This is a genomic window from Pseudomonas laurylsulfatiphila (assembly GCF_002934665.1).
GTDB lineage: Bacteria > Pseudomonadota > Gammaproteobacteria > Pseudomonadales > Pseudomonadaceae > Aquipseudomonas > Aquipseudomonas laurylsulfatiphila.
Genome location: NZ_NIRS01000004.1, coordinates 743,806 through 759,910, shown reverse-complemented (window position 1 = coordinate 759,910; position 16,105 = coordinate 743,806). Strand labels below are relative to the sequence as shown.

Genomic DNA, 16,105 nt, shown 5'->3' with positions numbered 1-16,105 from the left:
GCATGCGGCTCACCATGTAAGAAAACGCCATGAGCGAACGAACGACTTCTGCAAGCTGGGCGATGGGGATTGTCAAAGCGCTGGAGATGGACGGCCTGGATTGCCGGGTTCTGTTCAAGCAGCTGGGGCTCGACTACGCGGCACTGGATGATCCGGATGCACGCTTCCCGCAAGATTCCATGACACGGCTGTGGCAACGCGCGGTCGAACTGTCCGGCAACCCGGCCATCGGCCTGAACATGGGCAAGGTGGTGCGACCGGCGCAGTTCCATGTGACCGGTTACGCCTTGATGTCCAGCCAGACACTGGCCGAAGGCTTTCAGCGCCTGGTGCGCTATCAGCGGATCATCGCCGAAAGTGCCGACCTGAGTTTCAAGCTGCTGGACGAAGGCTACGCGCTGATTCTGACGGTACATGGCGACCACCTGCCGCCGACCCGGCAGAGCGCCGAAGCTTCACTGGCCTGCGCCCTGGCGCTGTGCGGCTGGTTGACCGGGCGTACGCTGCATCCACGCAAAGTGCTGGTGCAGGGCGCTGAACCGGCCAATCCGGAACCCTATAAACAAGCCTTCCATGCACCGTTGGTGTTCAACGCGCCTTACGATGCGCTGATATTCGAGCGTTCGGACATGGAAGCGCCCTTGCCGACGGCCAACGAAGCCATGGCGTTGCTGCATGACCGCTTTGCCGGCGAGTACCTGGCGCGTTTTTCCGAAAGCCGCGTGACGCACAAGGCGCGGCAGGTGTTGTGCCGCCTGTTGCCCCAGGGCGAGCCCAAGCGCGACACCGTGGCGCAGACGCTGCATCTTTCCCAGCGCACCTTGCAACGGCGCTTGCAGGAAGAGGGCACGAGTTTTCAGGCGCTGCTGGACGATACCCGGCGCGAACTGGCCGAGCAGTATCTGGCGCAACCGAACATGACCTTGCTGGAAATCGCTTACTTGCTGGGGTTCGCCGATCCGAGCAACTTCTTCCGTGCTTTCCGCCGCTGGTTCGATGCCACACCCGGCGAGTACCGGATGCGGCTGATGCAGGCACCTGAAGCGATCAATGACGCCAAAATGCCGGAATACACAGCACAAACACAGTGATGATCTCCAGTCGGCCGAGCAGCATGCCGAACGACAGAATCCACTTGGCGGCATCCGGCAGGGTCGCGAAGTTACCGGCCGGGCCGATGGTTTCGCCGAGCCCCGGGCCGACACCGGACACGGTGCTGGCCGCGCCGGTGAGGGCGGTCATCCAGTCCACGCCGAGCAGCGACAGCAGCAGCGCAATCACGCAGATGGTGATTGCAAAGAAGAACGAAAAGGTCAGGATCGAACGGACGATTTCTTCGTCGAGGCGGTGACCGTTGTACTTCTGCTTGATCACCGCGCGCGGGTGAATCAGCTGGTTAAGGTTGGCCTTGAGCAGGATATAGGCCACCTGGAAGCGGAAAATCTTGATGCCGCCCGCAGTCGAGCCGGAACAACCGCCGACAAACCCCAGGTAGAAGAACAGCATCAGCGAGAAATTGCCCCAGAGGCTGTAGTCCCCCAGTGCAAAACCGGTGGTGGTCACTACCGACGTCACGTTCAGCGCCACATGCCGCAACGCCTCCAGCCAATGCAGCTGGGTAGTCCACCAATACCAGGTGCCGAGCACCAGCCAGGTCACCAGCAGCATGCCGAGCAGGCCTTGAACCTGTTCATCCTTGATCAGCGCCCGACGATTACCCCGCAACGTGGCGACATACAGGGTGAACGGCAGGGCGCCGAGAATCATGACGACGATCGCGACCCAATGCACCGCAGGCTCCGGCCACTTGGCCAAAGACTGGTCGGAGGTGGAGAAGCCGCCGGTGGAAATCGCCGACATCGCGTGGTTGATCGCGTCGAACAGGCTCATCCCGGCCCACCAGAACGCCAGGCTGCCGACAATGGTAATGCCGACGTAGGTCGCCACGATCAGGCGCGCCACCATGTGCGAGCGGGGCATGACTTTTTCCGAGCGGTCCGACGATTCGGTCTGGAACAGCCGCATGCCGCCGATGCGCAGCAGCGGCAGAATCGCCACCGCCATGCCGATGAAGCCGATGCCGCCGAGCCAGTGCAGCAACGAGCGCCACATCAGGATGCCGGGGGACATGGTGTCCAGGCCGCTGAGTACGGTTGCGCCAGTGGCGGTGATGCCGGACATGCTTTCGAAGAACGAGTCGGTGTAGCTGATGTGTTGGGTCAGCAGGAACGGCAGTGCGGCGAAGATGCACACCACCAGCCAGCTGCTGACGGTCAGCAGGTACATGTCCCGGGGGCGCAGGTGAATGTGTTCGGGGCGCCCCGGAATCACCAGCGCCAGCCCGGCGACAAAGGTGATCATGCTGGCCCAGAGGAACGACGGCAGATCGCTGGTGCGGTCGAAAATGACCAACGTGGCCATGGGTATGACCATGGAGATCGCCAGCGTGATCAGGAAGATGCCGATGATGAAACCAATGATCCGTAAGGTCGGCAACGCCATGAGGTCCGCTCGGCTGATAGTGGAAAGGGCGCCATTCTACCCGTGAGGCAGGGCATGTAAACCGGCACTGCTGTGGCAGTTACAGCTAGAATAGCCGCACAAATTTTTCAGGAGGTGGCCGATGCAGGCTCTCGACGCTTTGCTCAACCGTGTTTCCGTTCCGCGACTGATTGACCCTGCACCCACTGCCGAGCAGCGTGAGGTGCTGTTCGGCGCCGCCATGCGCGCCCCGGATCACGGTCACTTGCAGCCGTGGCGCTTTCTGACGGTGGAAGGCGCGGCACGTGAGCAAATGGGCGAACTGCTGGTCGAAGCGGCGAAATTGCAGGACGGCGAAGTCAGCGAAGCGGCCATCGACAAGGCGCGCAATAATCCGCTGCGGGCACCGCTGGTGGTGGTGGTGATTGCGCGGCTGCAGGATCACGTCAAGTATCCGAAGTCCGAGCAGTTGCTGGCGGCGGGCTGTGCGGCCCACGGGATCTTGCTGGCGGCCTATGCGCAGGGCATTGGCGCGGTGTGGCGTACCGGTGACCTGGCGTACTCGCCGCATGTGGCCAAGGGGTTGGGCCTGGCGGAGGGGGAAGAGGTGATTGCTTTCCTGTACCTGGGCACACCGCAGAAAGAACCGCGGGTGGCCGAGAAGGTCGACCTGGCTGAATTTGTCAGCGCCTGGTCCGGAAAAGCCTGAAGATCAAAAGATCGCAGCCTTCGGCAGCTCCTACAGGGTTGTGTGTGCCTCTGTAGGAGCTGCCGAAGGCTGCGATCTTTTACGGTTGTACGATAGCCCCCGGCACCAACGGCAATTCCAGGCTGGCAATGAACCCGCCTTCAGGGTGATTGGCCAGCACCAGGCTGCCGCCATGGCGCTCCGCCGCTCGTCGGGCGATGGCCAGGCCCAGGCCGTGTCCGGCCGCTGTCTGCCCCGGTGCCCGATAGAACGGTTCACCGAGCTGGCTCAAATATTCGGCACTGACCCCCGGTCCGTGATCGCGCACGGTCACGACGATCCGCTCACCCTGACGCAGCGCCTGCATTTCGATCGGCAGGCCACCCACCGGATTGAAACGCTGGGCATTGCGCAGCAAGTTGTCGACGGCCCGTTCGATCATGGTCGGCCAGCCCTTCAGATTCAGTTGCGACTCGGCTTCGAGGTGTACGAGTTGCTCGGGTGAACCGAGTTGAGCATCCTTCTGCAAGGTATTGAGCAAGGCATTCAGATCCACCTCTTCGGCACTGGCGTTATCGGAGTCGACCCGCGCGAGCACCAGGATTTCGCTGATCAGCGCTTCCAGTCGGTCGCACTCCCGGGTCAGGCGCGGCCATAGCTGTTCCCGTTCCTGTGGGCCGGCCCGTTCGGCGAGCGCCAGCGCGATACGCAGACGCGCCAGAGGCGAGCGCAGTTCGTGGGAGACATCGCGCAGCAGTTGCCGCTGGCTGCCAATCAGACTCTGCAGGCGCGCACCCATGCGGTTGAAGTCATTGGCCAGGACGCCAAACTCATCGCGACGGTTGGCCAGCTTGACCAGACTGTTCTGTTGATACGTGGTTTGTCCCAGGTCATGCACCGCTCCGCGCAGACGGCTGAGCGGGCGAGTGATGGAAAAGGTCACCAGCAGGCTGAACAGGGTCAGCACCACCAGGGCGATTCCCAGGGCACTGAGCGGCCAGAGCAGGCTCTCGCGGTGCCAGGCGTCCAGTTCCGGGTGTGGAATGCGGTAGATGAACAGGAAGGTATCACCGGTTTTTTCGCTGGTGAACTCATCGGTCAGACGCCGCCATGGCAGGCGCCGGTCATCATTGTTCTGGCGCGCCTCAAAGGCCGCCGCACGTCTGGGGAAGGTGCCGCGCACCACCGGATCGCCGCTCTCGTTAAGCACCTGTACGTCGATGTGATACTGGCGTTTACGCTGTTGGAGAATATCCTGGGCGGCGTCTTCGCCCTGACTTTCGTAAGTTTGCGTCCACTGTTCGGCCAGCGTGTTGAGGCCCGGGTGGCGGCTGAGAATCCATGCGTCCTGGTTGAGCATGTGCCCGAGCAGGATGGAAAGCCCTGCAACCAGAGCGATGGCCAGCCAGAAGCTGGCCAGGATACGCCAGAACAATGAACGCACAGGAAATCCTCAAACAAACACAGAATCCCATGTAGGAGCGAGCTTGCTCGCGAAAAACGCATAGACAACACGGACTGCCTGATGCCGCGCGTTATCGTTGACGTCCATCGCGAGCAGGCTCGCTCCTACAGTAGATCAAAAGCATCAGACCCAACGGTGTTCAGCCGTCGGGTCCGGGGTTAACGCATTATTGCGCTTTTTGCGGTTGTTGCGCTTTCCAGGCTTTGAACTCGGCCCACTCGGCGCGACGTTCAGCCTGCTTTTTCTGGATCTCGTCGAATTTCTTCTGTTGATCCGGTTTCAGCACCGCACGCACATCGGCTTCGGCTTTCTGGTGCTGGGCGGTCATTTCGTCTTTCATGGCTTTCTGGTCGGCTGGCGAGAGTTTCTCCAGGTATTTATCGACCAGTTGCTTACGCTCGTGCATCTGCTCGCCCATGATCTTGCGGATCTGCTCGCGCTGTTCGCGGCTCAGGTCCAGTTGACTGTACGGGCCTTTGCCGTGCATGCCGTGCATCTGACCGCCGTGGCGCGAACCGTCCATCGGCCCATCCATCGGGCCTGCGCCTTCAGGCATGGCCATGGCAACGGTCGGCAGGGCAGCAGCGAACATCAGAGCGATAAGAGTCTTGCGCATGGTGAATCTCCTTGTCTCGTTCCCGGTACGTTCCGGATGAGTACAGATTACGCAGATCAAGGTCAGCGGCGGTCAGCGGAGGGTAAAGCTTGGGTAAAGACGATTTCCCGCCGACCTGACAAAACTCCCAATTCCCCTGTAGGAGCTGCCGCAGGCTGCGATCTTTTGATTTTGCTTTTTAGCGCCTTGAAAAGATCAAGACCAAAAGATCGCAGCCTGCGGCAGCTCCTACATGGACCGTATGTCGTCAGTGATCAGAGGCTGTAGTAGTAACCACGGCTGCGCAGGGCCACGATGCGCGGACGACCATCGGGGTGTGGGCCGATCTTCTTGCGCAGGTTGCTGACGTGCATGTCCAGGCTGCGGTCGTACAGGGTCAGCTTGCGGCCGAGGGCAATCTGCGCCAGTTCCTGTTTGTCGAGGGGTTCGCCGGGCTGCTTGAGCAGGGCTTCCAGCAGGCGGCTTTCGGAAACGGTGAGGGTGAACTCCTGCTCGTCGATGCTGACCACGCCGCGCACCGGGCTGAAACACAGGTCGCCCAGTTCCAGCTGGCTGGACACCGCTGCCGGGTGGCTGCGGCGCAGGACGGCGCGCAGGCGGGCGGTCAGTTCCCGTGGATCGCAGGGTTTGGCCAGGTAATCATCGGCGCCCAGTTCCAGGCCGAGGATACGGTCCAGGGGCTCGCCCCGGGCCGAGAGCATCAGCACCGGCAAATCCGGGTGATCGCTGCGCAACTGCTTGAGCAGCTCCAGGCCGCTGCCATCAGGCAACATCACATCCAGTACCACGGCCGCCGGAGCGGTTTCGGCCAGCGCACGGCGAGCGCTCTGGCCGTCGTGACAGGCTCGTACCTGAAACCCTTCCTGGTTCAGCCAACTGCTCAGGAGCTCACACAGCTCCTGGTCATCATCAATCAGTAACAGCTCGCTCATGACTCACTCAATTTAGCCATTGTCGACGTTTTCGACTTGCTCCACTGGCGAAGATACCGCAGAGCAGCGCCAATAGCGCTACCCCGGCGCCAATGACAAACCATTGTTGCTGGTCGGTCAGCAGACGCGGCAGCGGACTGCTGGCCTGGGCTTCCTTGAGTTGCAGCTTCAAGCGCTGGTTCTCCTGGCGCAACCGGGCCAGCAGCGGGCTTTCGCGTTCGCCATCGGCAGTTTGCAATTGTTTGCTCAGTTCTTCCCGTTGCCGCTCGCTTTCTTTCAAGCGTTGCTGCAACTCAGTGATCTGGCTGCCGGCGCTCAAGGAAAGCGGCGTCGAGTTTCCACCCTCGGCGTATTCTTCACCGTGGGCGGGCGCCACGATCGACAACGTGACCAACATCAGACACAACGGACCCTTGCGCATCGCGACTCCTGATTCCAATACGAGTATTGGGCAAGTTGTCGGCCGATAAACAGGAATAATGAGCGATTGAGAACGCGATGAACCGACAAGGTTCACCGCGTGGGGGATTTGTTACGGCAGGACTTGCTTGAACGGCTTGACCAGAACGTTGGCGTAGACACCTGCGGCGATGTACGGATCGGCGTCGGCCCAGGCCTGGGCGGCACTCAGGGAATCGAATTCGGCAACGATCAGGCTGCCGGTGAAACCCGCCGCGCCCGGATCATTGCTGTCGACGGCCGGGTGTGGGCCGGCCAATACGATGCGACCTTCGCCCTTGAGCACTTGCAGGCGCTCGAGGTGCGCAGGCCGTGCGGCCAGGCGGGCTTCCAGGGAGTTGGCGACGTCTGTGGCAATGATTGCGTAAAGCATGTCAGTCCTCGGTTTTTGGCGTAGTGGTGTCGGCATCGTGCAGATGGCGGGACAGGTAAATGCCCTGGCCGACCAGGAACAGCAAAGTCATGCCCAGGCTGCCGAAGACCTTGAAGTCGACCCAGTAGCTCTGGAAGGTGAACGCAACAAACAGGTTGGCGGCACCGCAAAACAGGAAGAAGGCGATCCAGGCGATGTTCAGGCGTGTCCAGACCGGCTCCGGCAAGGTCAGCGCGTGGCCCATGATGCGTTTGATCAGCAGGCTGTCACCAACGAAGTGGCTGCCGATGAACGCCAGGGCGAACAGCCAGTTGACCACCGGGGCTTTCCACTTGAGGAACGTCTCGCTGTGGAAGGCCAGGGTCAGGCTGCCGAAGACCAGGCAGGCGATCAGGGTCAGCCACTGGCTCTTCTCCAGCTTGCGCTGCTTGATGAACAGTGTGCCGTAGACCACCAGGGAACTGACGATCAGCATCGCGGTGGCGCTGTAAATACCGCCTACAGTGACCTCATGGCCGGCGATGTCGACGACCCGTGGATCGATTTTGAAGACGATGAAAAACAGCAGGAGCGGGATGAAATCGATGAATTGTTTCACAGTGGCAGCCAGAAGCAGGATGTGGCGGCATAATAACAAACATATGGGCGCGCGATAGCGCCAGCTGATTTGAGGTTACAAAGCCCTGTGAATGTTGATTTGCACTGCCATAGCACGGCCTCCGATGGCGCCCTGGCGCCTGCGGTTCTGGTGGCGCGGGCGTTCGAGAAAGGCGTGCGAGTCCTGGCCTTGACCGATCACGACACCCTTGAGGGCCTCGACGAGGCCCGGCACGCGGCTGCCGCGCTGGGGATGCAACTGGTCAACGGCGTCGAATTGTCCTGCACCTGGGGCGGCGCGACCATTCATGTGCTGGGCTACGGTTTTGACGTGAACGCCGCGCCGTTGGTCGAGGCCATCGCCAGATTGCATGATGGCCGTTGGCTGCGCTCCGAGGAAATCAGCCGCAAACTGGCGCTCAAGGGCATGCCGGGGGCGCTGGATGGCGCCCGGGAGATCCAGCAGGCGCTGGGCGACAGCGGTAACGCGCCGGCCCGCCCGCATTTCGCCGACTGGATGGTGCGAGAAGGTTTCGTCAAGGATCGCGCCGAGGCGTTCCGCAAATGGCTGGGCGCCGGCAAGCTGGGCGACGTCAAGCAACACTGGCCGACCCTGGAAGAAACCGTCGAAACCCTGCGCGCGGCCAAGGCCTGGGTCAGCCTGGCACACCCCTGGCACTACGAATTCACTCGAAGCAAGCGACGTCGCCTGATTGCCGACTATATTCAAGCAGGGGGCCACGCCATCGAAGTGGTCAATGGTTACCAGCCTGCCGAACAGGTGGGCAGCCTGGCCATTCTGGCCCGCGAGTTCGGTCTGCTGGTCAGCGCCGGCAGTGATTTTCATGGCCCCGGAGGCTGGTCGGAGATCGGTGAATACCGGCCACTCCCGGAGGATCTGCCACCGCTATGGTGTCGATTCAAACATGACCCAGTTATTGCCGCCGTCTGAACAGGTAGAGAATGTGAGTCAATTTTTCCAGATTCATCCGGAAAACCCGCAAGCGCGCCTGATCAAACAGGCCGTCGAAATCATCCGCAAGGGCGGGGTGGTGATTTACCCCACAGACTCTTCCTACGCCATTGGTTGCCAGATCGGCGACAAGGTGGCTGTGGAGCGTGTTCGGCGTTTGCGCGGGCTGGATGAAAAGCACAACTTCGCGCTGATTTGCTGTGATCTGTCGCAACTGGGCCTGTTCGCCAAGATCGACACCGGCACTTTCCGCTTGCTCAAGGCCCACTTGCCGGGGCCTTACACCTTCATTCTCAACGCCACCCGCGAAGTGCCGCGACTGTTGCTGCACCCGAAAAAACGCACCATTGGCCTGCGGGTGCCAAGCCATCCGATTGCCCTGGCATTGCTGGAGCAGCTCGGCGAACCGTTGATGAGCGTGAGTCTGATCATGCCCGGTGAAACCGACCCGATGTATGACCCCCACGAAATGCGCCAGTTGCTCGAGCACCAGGTCGACCTGATCATCGACGGCGGCTTTGGCGGGATCAAGGCGTCCACCGTGATCAACCTCGCCGACGGCGAACCGGAAGTCATCCGCGTCGGTTGCGGCGACCCTGCGCCGTTCATGGTCGAGGCCTAGATGTCCGCAGTAGAACCCGTCGACAGTCAGGCCGGAGCCCAGCAGGAACTGCCCTTCGCCATGGTCTATGGCCAGGCGGTCATGGAAATGCCGCTGGACCTGTACATCCCGCCGGATGCCCTCGAGGTCTTCCTCGAAGCCTTCGAAGGCCCCCTCGACCTGCTGCTGTACCTGATCCGCAAACAGAACATCAACATCCTCGACATCCCAGTGGCGGAAATCACCCGCCAGTACATGGGCTATGTCGAGTTGATGCAGTCGGTGCGCCTGGAACTGGCCGCCGAGTACCTGGTGATGGCCGCGATGCTGGCCGAGATCAAGTCGCGGATGCTGCTGCCGCGAGCCGAAACCATAGAGGACGAAGAGGACGACCCGCGCGCCGAGCTGATCCGCCGCTTGCAGGAATACGAGCGTTTCAAGGCCGCCGCCGAAGGCATCGATGGCCTGAGCCGCGTCGGTCGCGACGTGGTGGTGCCCAAACTCGACGCCCCGGAAGCCCGGGCACGCAAGTTGTTGCCGGACGTGCGCCTGTCCGAGTTGCTGTTGTCCATGGCCGAGGTATTGCGCCGTGGCGACATGTTCGAAAGCCATCAGGTCAGCCGCGAGGCGCTGTCGACCCGGGAGCGCATGAGCGATGTGCTGGAACGCCTCAAGGGCGGCGGTTTCGTGCCGTTTGTCGAGTTGTTCACCGCTGAAGAAGGGCGCCTGGGCGTGGTGGTGACCTTTATGGCGATCCTTGAACTGGTCAAGGAATCCCTGGTCGAGCTGGTGCAGAATGAGCCATTTGCCGCGATCCACGTGCGAGCCCGAGCCGAATAACGAGTCGAAACATGAACCTGACTGAACCCCGTGACCTGGCACCCTTGCTTGAAGCCTTTCTGTTGGCCTCGGGAAAGCCGCAATCCCTGGAAAGCCTGTTCGAACTCTTCGAGGAGGGCGAGCGCCCGGAACCACCGGTCTTCAAGAAGGCCCTGACGATTCTCGCCAAGTCTTGCGATGGCCGCGCGTTTGAACTCAAGGAGGTTGCCTCGGGTTATCGCCTGCAAATTCGCGAGAAATTTGCGCCGTGGGTCGGGCGTCTGTGGGAGGAGCGCCCGCAGCGCTATTCCCGCGCCATGCTCGAAACCATGGCCCTGATTGCCTACCGTCAGCCGATCACCCGCGGCGAAATCGAAGACGTGCGGGGCGTGGCGGTCAACAGCAATATCGTCAAGACCTTGATGGAGCGCGAGTGGATCCGCATCGTCGGCTACCGCGACGTACCCGGTAAACCGGCGATGTTCGCCACCACCAAGGCGTTCCTCGATCACTTCAACCTGAAAAACCTCGACGACTTGCCACCGCTGGCGGAACTGCGCGAGCTGGAACCGGATCCGGTGCTCGATTTCGACGACGCCCCTGTACCCGCCGGGTTGCAAGAGCTGGCCGACGCCAGCGCCGAGCCGGAAGAACCGAAGGAAGAAACCAGTTTCCACACGCTGTTGCTGGAGCTGGACAGCATGGAGGAGGGGATCAAGACCGACTTCGATGATCTGTTGCGTGATGGCGCGGTGACTGAGTTTGATTCGGAACAGCCCGACATCGAGCCAGAAGTTGAAGTTGCCCGGATCGAGCCTGAGCCGGAAATGGAACCGGAGCAGGAAGACGACATCCTTGGCGTGGCCGAGGCCCGGGAAAAACTCTTGGCCGCCGTCGCTGCCCTCGAACAGCCGAAGCCCGAGCCGGAGTTGTCCGACGAAGAGGCTGAAGCCTTGGCCCTGGCCGAAGCCATCGAGGCCGAGCGTCACCAGTTCGACGATTGATCACAAATCTTTGGGCGCTGAATTTCCCTGTGGGAGCGGGCTTGCCCGCGAATGCGGTGGGTCAGCCCATAAAGATGCCGACTGACACGCCCTCTTCGCGGGCAAGCCCGCTCCCACAGGGGATTGTGTTCACAGCAAAACAGCGAACCACCGTTCGGCGCAAAAACCAATAACCTTGCCTTGATCAGCTAGTCTCTGATGCGCAATCGCCCGCATGCGCGTATGATTCGCGACCCTTCGGCGATCCCTTCGCCAAAGTACCCAGATTTCAGACCACACCGGGAGGTGCCCAGATGAGTATCAAAGACCAGCAAGACGACCAGCCAATCGGCCCAGCAGGCGAAAAACTGCAGAAAGTCCTCGCCCGTATCGGCGTCGGCTCGCGCCGTGACGTGGAAGCCTGGATCAGCCACGGCCGCATCAAGGTCAACGGCAAAGACGCCACCCTTGGCCAGCGCGTCGACATGCACGACGCCATCACCATCGATGGCAAGGTGATCAAGCGTGAAGAGGCCGCCGAATCGGTGCGCCGCGTGATCATGTACAACAAACCCGACGGCGAAATCTGCACCCGTGTCGATCCGGAAGGCCGTCCGACCGTGTTCGACAAGATGCCGCGTCCGAAAGAAGGTCGCTGGATCAACATCGGTCGCCTGGACATCAACACCACCGGTCTGCTGATGTTCACCACCGACGGTGAGCTGGCCAACCGCCTGATGCACCCTTCCTACGAAATGGACCGTGAATACGCGGTACGTGTGCGTGGCGAAGTCGATGACGAGATGATCGAGCGCCTGAAGGCTGGCGTTGTCCTTGAAGATGGTCCGGCCAAGTTCACCGACATCAAGCAGGCGCCAGGCGGTGAAGGTTTCAACCACTGGTACCACTGCGTGGTGATGGAAGGTCGTAACCGCGAAGTTCGTCGCCTGTGGGAATCTCAGGGCCTGGTGGTCAGCCGTCTGAAGCGCGTACGTTTCGGTCCGGTGTTCCTCAACTCCGACCTGCCGATGGGCCGCTGGCGCGAAATGAGCCAATACGAAGTCGACATTCTGAGTGCCGAGGTCGGCCTGACGCCGGTCGCGATGCCGCAGATGAACGCCAAGAGCAAAGACAAGCTTGACCGTATGCAGCGCAAGTCGTCGCGTCCGATGGCCAAGACCGAGCGTGTACGCACCCTGCGTCCAGCCGCTGGGGCTCCTGCCGCTCCTGTTGCTCCACGTGCCAGCCGCGAGCCGCAGATCGAAGGCGAGCGTCCAGGTCGCAAGCCTGCTGCGCGCCAGGACGGCGAACGCGGTCCACGCACGCCACGTCCGGCCAATGGCCGTACCGAGCGTGGCGAAGGCCGTGGTACGCCGGTAGCCGATCGCCCGACCGACACCAAGCGCCCGGCCAAGCCGGCGCCGAAGCGTCCGGGGATCAAGCTGGTCGACGGTGACACGCCATCGGGCAAGCGCCGTGGCGCTCCGGCCGGTTCCGGCCAGCGTCCGGGCTTTGGTCGTCGTAAGCCGGAATGAGGCAGCGGTAAGCTTCAAGCTGCAAGCGACAAGTTAAAAACGCCAACCTTCGGGTTGGCGTTTTTTATGGGGCTGGCTTTCAGTTTGTGTCGTTTTTTAGGGCCTCTTCGCGGGCAAGCCCGCTTGTGTCTAGATCTAGGGATAAACTCTGGGGTGAGAGAGGTGGATGGCAAGCTGTGAGTCCGCGGTGCTAAAAGCACGTGTGGGAGCCAAGCTGCCATCCACCTTTCCACTCTGGCCCATAAGCCCGAACAGTTGGACGAGCGCCACTCGAATCACAAGCGTGGGCAAAGCCAGAGCACTCTCACTCCTGAGTGTAAGAGGGTTTTGCCATGATTTCCTGGGTCGGCATCGATATCTCCAAATCAAACCTGGTTGTATGGGTTCAACCTCAAGGTGAAGGTTTTGACCTTCCCAATACGTCAGAAGGCTTTGTTGAGCTGATTGAGCGCCTGAGCCAGTACGAGGTTGACCGGGTTCTGCTGGAGGCCACCGGTGGGTACGAATGCAAGGTCATGGCGGCGCTGCAAGGCGCCAACTTCAAAGTGCTTAGAATCAATCCCCGCCGGGCCAGAGCCTTCGCCGTGGCCATGGGCAAGAATGCCAAGACCGACCCCATCGACGCGGCCGTGCTGGCGGACTTCGCTGAAGTGCTGCATGCATCCCGCGACAAGATCATTTCGCCGGAACGTGAAGCGCTGCGCGAGCTGATCCAGTTGCGCGAGCAGTTTGTTCAGCAACGAGACGACAACAAGCGCCGGCTTCAGCAAGTTCAACTACCCGCTGTTACCGTGGCGATCAAAGGTCTTGTTCACTACCTGCAAGTGCAGATCAAGCAGCTCGATAAAACCATCCATCAGAGCATGCATGAGCTGGATGCCGAAAAAGCCGAGCGACTCATTTCCGTTAAAGGCATCGGTACGGTGGCCACAGCCAGCTTGCTGGTTTATCTGCCCGAATTGGGAGCGCTTGATCGTCGTGAAGTGGCGGCCTTGGCGGGAATTGCGCCGTACAACGACGACAGTGGCAATCACAGCGGAAAACGTCAAATCTACGGAGGCAGAGCCCGCGTCAGACGTGCGCTTTACATGTCTTGCTGGGTCGTGATCCGTCATCAGCCAGACTTCAAGGCACGTTATGACGCTCTTCGGGAGCGAGGCAAGAGCGCGAAAGTCGCGCTCATCGCCTGCATGCGGATCCTACTGATCAGGCTGAATGCCATGTTGCGGGACGGCACCGAGTGGCGGTGACGAGTGGCTGGGGGAAGACAGTTGCTCCCACAGGAAGCCGGGTTGTTCTGGAGAAATGCGATCCACTGTGGGAGCGGGCTCGCCCGCGAAAGCGCCAGTTGCCGCACCGGGACGTCCGAAGTGGAAAGCCAGAATTACGCCCTGTAAAGAAAACATGACGAAATCCACAGATTAATCCCGTGAAATCGCCCCTCGTCGAATGCCGTAAGAAAACTCTTACGCGTCATTACCTTCCAACGCTCTTCCTGCGCTCTGGCCCGCTTGTTTCAACACGCCATGCAGGGTCAGATGCGCGCCATGCCTGTCGTGCAGGTGCATAACAAAAAGGAGGCGCAATGAACGCCGTATTCCATCTCCATCTCTCTGCGAGAGGCGGTTTTCCTGCCTTTCCCGTCGATGATCCGCAAGGATCTGACCCATTTTTTGCAGCCGCCCGGGCCTCCCGGGGCGGACACAGGCAATCCCGGCCATAGACACGCTTGTCCAGCGGGTCTGGCAGCAGGGGGTTACAGGTGTACAATGCGCCGCGTTTTACCTGTGACCTCCTGCGCATCTGCGCAACCCTCAAGGCTATCCGCCTTGTTCACTCCGCCGCGTCACGAGCGTGTCGGGTTCGATTTCGTCACAGATAAAAACAAACAGGTGACGCATGACCGTTGTAAATACGCTGAACTCCTGGTGCCTGCGCTGGGGTTTGATCGGTGCCGCTTAACGCCTTTCTTGAGCAGCAACGTCTACTGAACATCATCAAACCTTGCGTGAGACCCTTTTCATGAGTGGACAAAACCCGCAATCAGGCGAGCTGAAACGCGGCCTGAAAAATCGCCACATTCAATTGATTGCCTTAGGTGGCGCGATCGGTACCGGTCTGTTCCTCGGCTCGGCCGGGGTACTCAAGTCCGCCGGCCCGTCGATGATCCTCGGCTACGCCATCTGCGGCTTCATTGCTTTCATGATCATGCGCCAGCTGGGCGAAATGATCGTCGAAGATCCGGTAGCCGGCTCCTTCAGCCACTTCGCCCACAAGTACTGGGGCGGCTTTGCCGGTTTCCTGTCGGGCTGGAACTGCTGGATTCTCTATATCCTGGTGGGCATGTCGGAGCTGACCGCGGTCGGCAAGTACATCCACTACTGGGCGCCGGACATCCCGACCTGGGTCTCCGCAGCGGGCTTCTTCGTGCTGATCAACGCCATCAACCTGGCCAACGTCAAAGTGTTTGGCGAGGCCGAGTTCTGGTTCGCGATCATCAAGGTCGTGGCGATCGTCGGCATGATTGCCTTGGGCAGCTACCTGCTGGTCAGCGGCAATGGCGGCCCGCAAGCGGCGGTGAGCAACCTTTGGTCCCACGGTGGTTTCTTCCCGAACGGTGTCAGCGGCCTGGTGATGGCCATGGCTTTCATCATGTTTTCCTTCGGTGGTCTGGAAATGCTCGGTTTCACCGCTGCGGAAGCCGACAAGCCGAAAACCGTGATCCCGAAAGCGATCAACCAGGTGATCTACCGGATCCTGATTTTCTACATCGGTGCATTGGTAATCCTGCTGTCGTTGACCCCGTGGGACAGCTTGCTGACCACCCTGAACGCCTCCGGTGATTCCTACAGCGGCAGTCCGTTCGTGCAAGTGTTCTCGATGCTGGGCAGCAACACCGCGGCGCACATCCTCAACTTCGTGGTCCTGACTGCGGCGTTGTCGGTGTACAACAGCGGCACCTACTGCAACAGCCGCATGCTGCTGGGCATGGCCGAGCAGGGCGATGCGCCGAAAGGCCTGGCAAAGATCGACAAGCGCGGCGTGCCGGTGCGTTCGATCCTGGCCTCGGCGGCCGTGACCCTGATTGCGGTGTTGCTGAACTACCTGATCCCGCAAAACGCGCTGGAATTGCTGATGTCGCTGGTCGTTGCCACCCTGGTGATCAACTGGGCGATGATCAGCTACTCGCACTTCAAGTTCCGCCAGCACATGAACAAGACCAAACAGACGCCGCTGTTCAAGGCCCTGTGGTACCCGTACGGCAACTACATCTGCCTGGCGTTCGTCTTGTTCATTCTCGGCGTGATGCTGTTGATTCCGGGGATCCAGACATCGGTGTACGCGATTCCGGTATGGCTCGTGTTCATGTGGGTCTGCTACGGCATCAAGAACAAGCGCAGTGCTCAACATGCGTTGCAGGCGGCAGTGAAGTAACTCCGCGCGAAAACAACAAACCCGGCCATGCGCCGGGTTTGTTGTATGCGATACAAAAAAACTGTGGGAGCGTGGCTTGCCCGCGATGAACGATAACGCGGTGTATCTGAAAAACCGTGGCGCCTGAATCGCGGGCAAGCCACGCTCC

The 16,105-nt window shown here is 60.6% G+C and carries 16 protein-coding genes; 9 read left to right on the top strand and 7 right to left on the bottom strand.

Annotated elements, in window-relative coordinates:
- The first annotated feature begins 29 nt into the window (after nt 1-29).
- The gene (locus CD175_RS18355; protein ID WP_104449939.1) at nt 30-1,091 is read left to right on the top strand and encodes an AraC family transcriptional regulator; all 1,062 of its coding nucleotides are present in this window, start codon (nt 30-32) and stop codon (nt 1,089-1,091) included.
- On the opposite strand, the gene CD175_RS18350 is transcribed toward CD175_RS18355, so the two are convergent.
- Complete coding sequence (locus CD175_RS18350; protein WP_104449938.1) at nt 1,048-2,502, bottom strand: TrkH family potassium uptake protein; 1,455 nt, start codon at nt 2,500-2,502, stop codon at nt 1,048-1,050. The genes CD175_RS18355 and CD175_RS18350 overlap by 44 nt on opposite strands.
- A gap of 121 nt (nt 2,503-2,623) precedes the next feature.
- On the opposite strand from CD175_RS18350, the gene CD175_RS18345 reads away from it, so the two are divergent.
- Nucleotides 2,624-3,190: an NAD(P)H nitroreductase gene (locus CD175_RS18345; protein WP_104449937.1), complete on the top strand. Its 567-nt coding sequence runs from the start codon at nt 2,624-2,626 to the stop codon at nt 3,188-3,190.
- A gap of 79 nt (nt 3,191-3,269) precedes the next feature.
- Here the strand turns inward: CD175_RS18345 and CD175_RS18340 are convergent, their stop codons facing one another.
- From CD175_RS18340 to CD175_RS18315, 6 genes are all read right to left on the bottom strand, one after another.
- The gene (locus CD175_RS18340) at nt 3,270-4,613 is read right to left on the bottom strand and encodes a sensor histidine kinase (RefSeq protein WP_104449936.1); all 1,344 of its coding nucleotides are present in this window, start codon (nt 4,611-4,613) and stop codon (nt 3,270-3,272) included.
- A gap of 187 nt (nt 4,614-4,800) precedes the next feature.
- Entirely contained in the window at nt 4,801-5,250 is a 450-nt protein-coding gene (locus CD175_RS18335; protein ID WP_104449935.1) for a Spy/CpxP family protein refolding chaperone, read from the bottom strand.
- A gap of 254 nt (nt 5,251-5,504) precedes the next feature.
- Nucleotides 5,505-6,182 (bottom strand): response regulator transcription factor, encoded by a 678-nt coding sequence (locus CD175_RS18330; RefSeq protein ID WP_104449934.1) that lies wholly within the window; start codon nt 6,180-6,182, stop codon nt 5,505-5,507.
- 7 nt (nt 6,183-6,189) lie between these two features.
- Nucleotides 6,190-6,603 carry an SH3 domain-containing protein gene (locus tag CD175_RS18325; protein WP_104449933.1) on the bottom strand — a complete coding sequence of 138 codons (414 nt, stop codon included), beginning with the start codon at nt 6,601-6,603 and terminating at the stop codon, nt 6,190-6,192.
- A gap of 111 nt (nt 6,604-6,714) precedes the next feature.
- Complete coding sequence (locus CD175_RS18320; protein ID WP_007984134.1) at nt 6,715-7,014, bottom strand: YciI family protein; 300 nt, start codon at nt 7,012-7,014, stop codon at nt 6,715-6,717.
- A 1-nt stretch (nt 7,015) separates the two neighbouring features.
- Nucleotides 7,016-7,612 (bottom strand): septation protein A, encoded by a 597-nt coding sequence (locus CD175_RS18315; protein ID WP_007975298.1) that lies wholly within the window; start codon nt 7,610-7,612, stop codon nt 7,016-7,018.
- 87 nt (nt 7,613-7,699) lie between these two features.
- On the opposite strand from CD175_RS18315, the gene CD175_RS18310 reads away from it, so the two are divergent.
- The 7 genes from CD175_RS18310 to CD175_RS18280 all read left to right on the top strand — a co-directional run bounded on the left by CD175_RS18310 (nt 7,700) and on the right by CD175_RS18280 (nt 15,957).
- A complete protein-coding gene (locus CD175_RS18310; RefSeq protein ID WP_015096293.1) occupies nt 7,700-8,563 on the top strand; it encodes a PHP domain-containing protein in 864 nt (287 codons plus the stop codon).
- A gap of 13 nt (nt 8,564-8,576) precedes the next feature.
- Entirely contained in the window at nt 8,577-9,206 is a 630-nt protein-coding gene (locus tag CD175_RS18305; protein ID WP_033047950.1) for an L-threonylcarbamoyladenylate synthase, read from the top strand.
- A 60-nt stretch (nt 9,207-9,266) separates the two neighbouring features.
- Entirely contained in the window at nt 9,267-10,025 is a 759-nt protein-coding gene (locus CD175_RS18300) for a segregation and condensation protein A (RefSeq protein ID WP_172435665.1), read from the top strand.
- Nucleotides 10,026-10,036: 11 nt separating this feature from the next.
- Nucleotides 10,037-11,008 (top strand): SMC-Scp complex subunit ScpB, encoded by a 972-nt coding sequence (scpB, locus tag CD175_RS18295; protein ID WP_104449932.1) that lies wholly within the window; start codon nt 10,037-10,039, stop codon nt 11,006-11,008.
- 293 nt (nt 11,009-11,301) lie between these two features.
- Nucleotides 11,302-12,522 (top strand): 23S rRNA pseudouridine(2605) synthase RluB, encoded by a 1,221-nt coding sequence (gene rluB / locus CD175_RS18290; RefSeq protein ID WP_104449931.1) that lies wholly within the window; start codon nt 11,302-11,304, stop codon nt 12,520-12,522.
- 332 nt (nt 12,523-12,854) lie between these two features.
- Complete coding sequence (locus CD175_RS18285; protein WP_104447890.1) at nt 12,855-13,772, top strand: IS110 family transposase; 918 nt, start codon at nt 12,855-12,857, stop codon at nt 13,770-13,772.
- Nucleotides 13,773-14,544: 772 nt separating this feature from the next.
- Nucleotides 14,545-15,957: an amino acid permease gene (locus tag CD175_RS18280; RefSeq protein WP_104449930.1), complete on the top strand. Its 1,413-nt coding sequence runs from the start codon at nt 14,545-14,547 to the stop codon at nt 15,955-15,957.
- Nucleotides 15,958-16,105 lie beyond the last annotated feature (148 nt).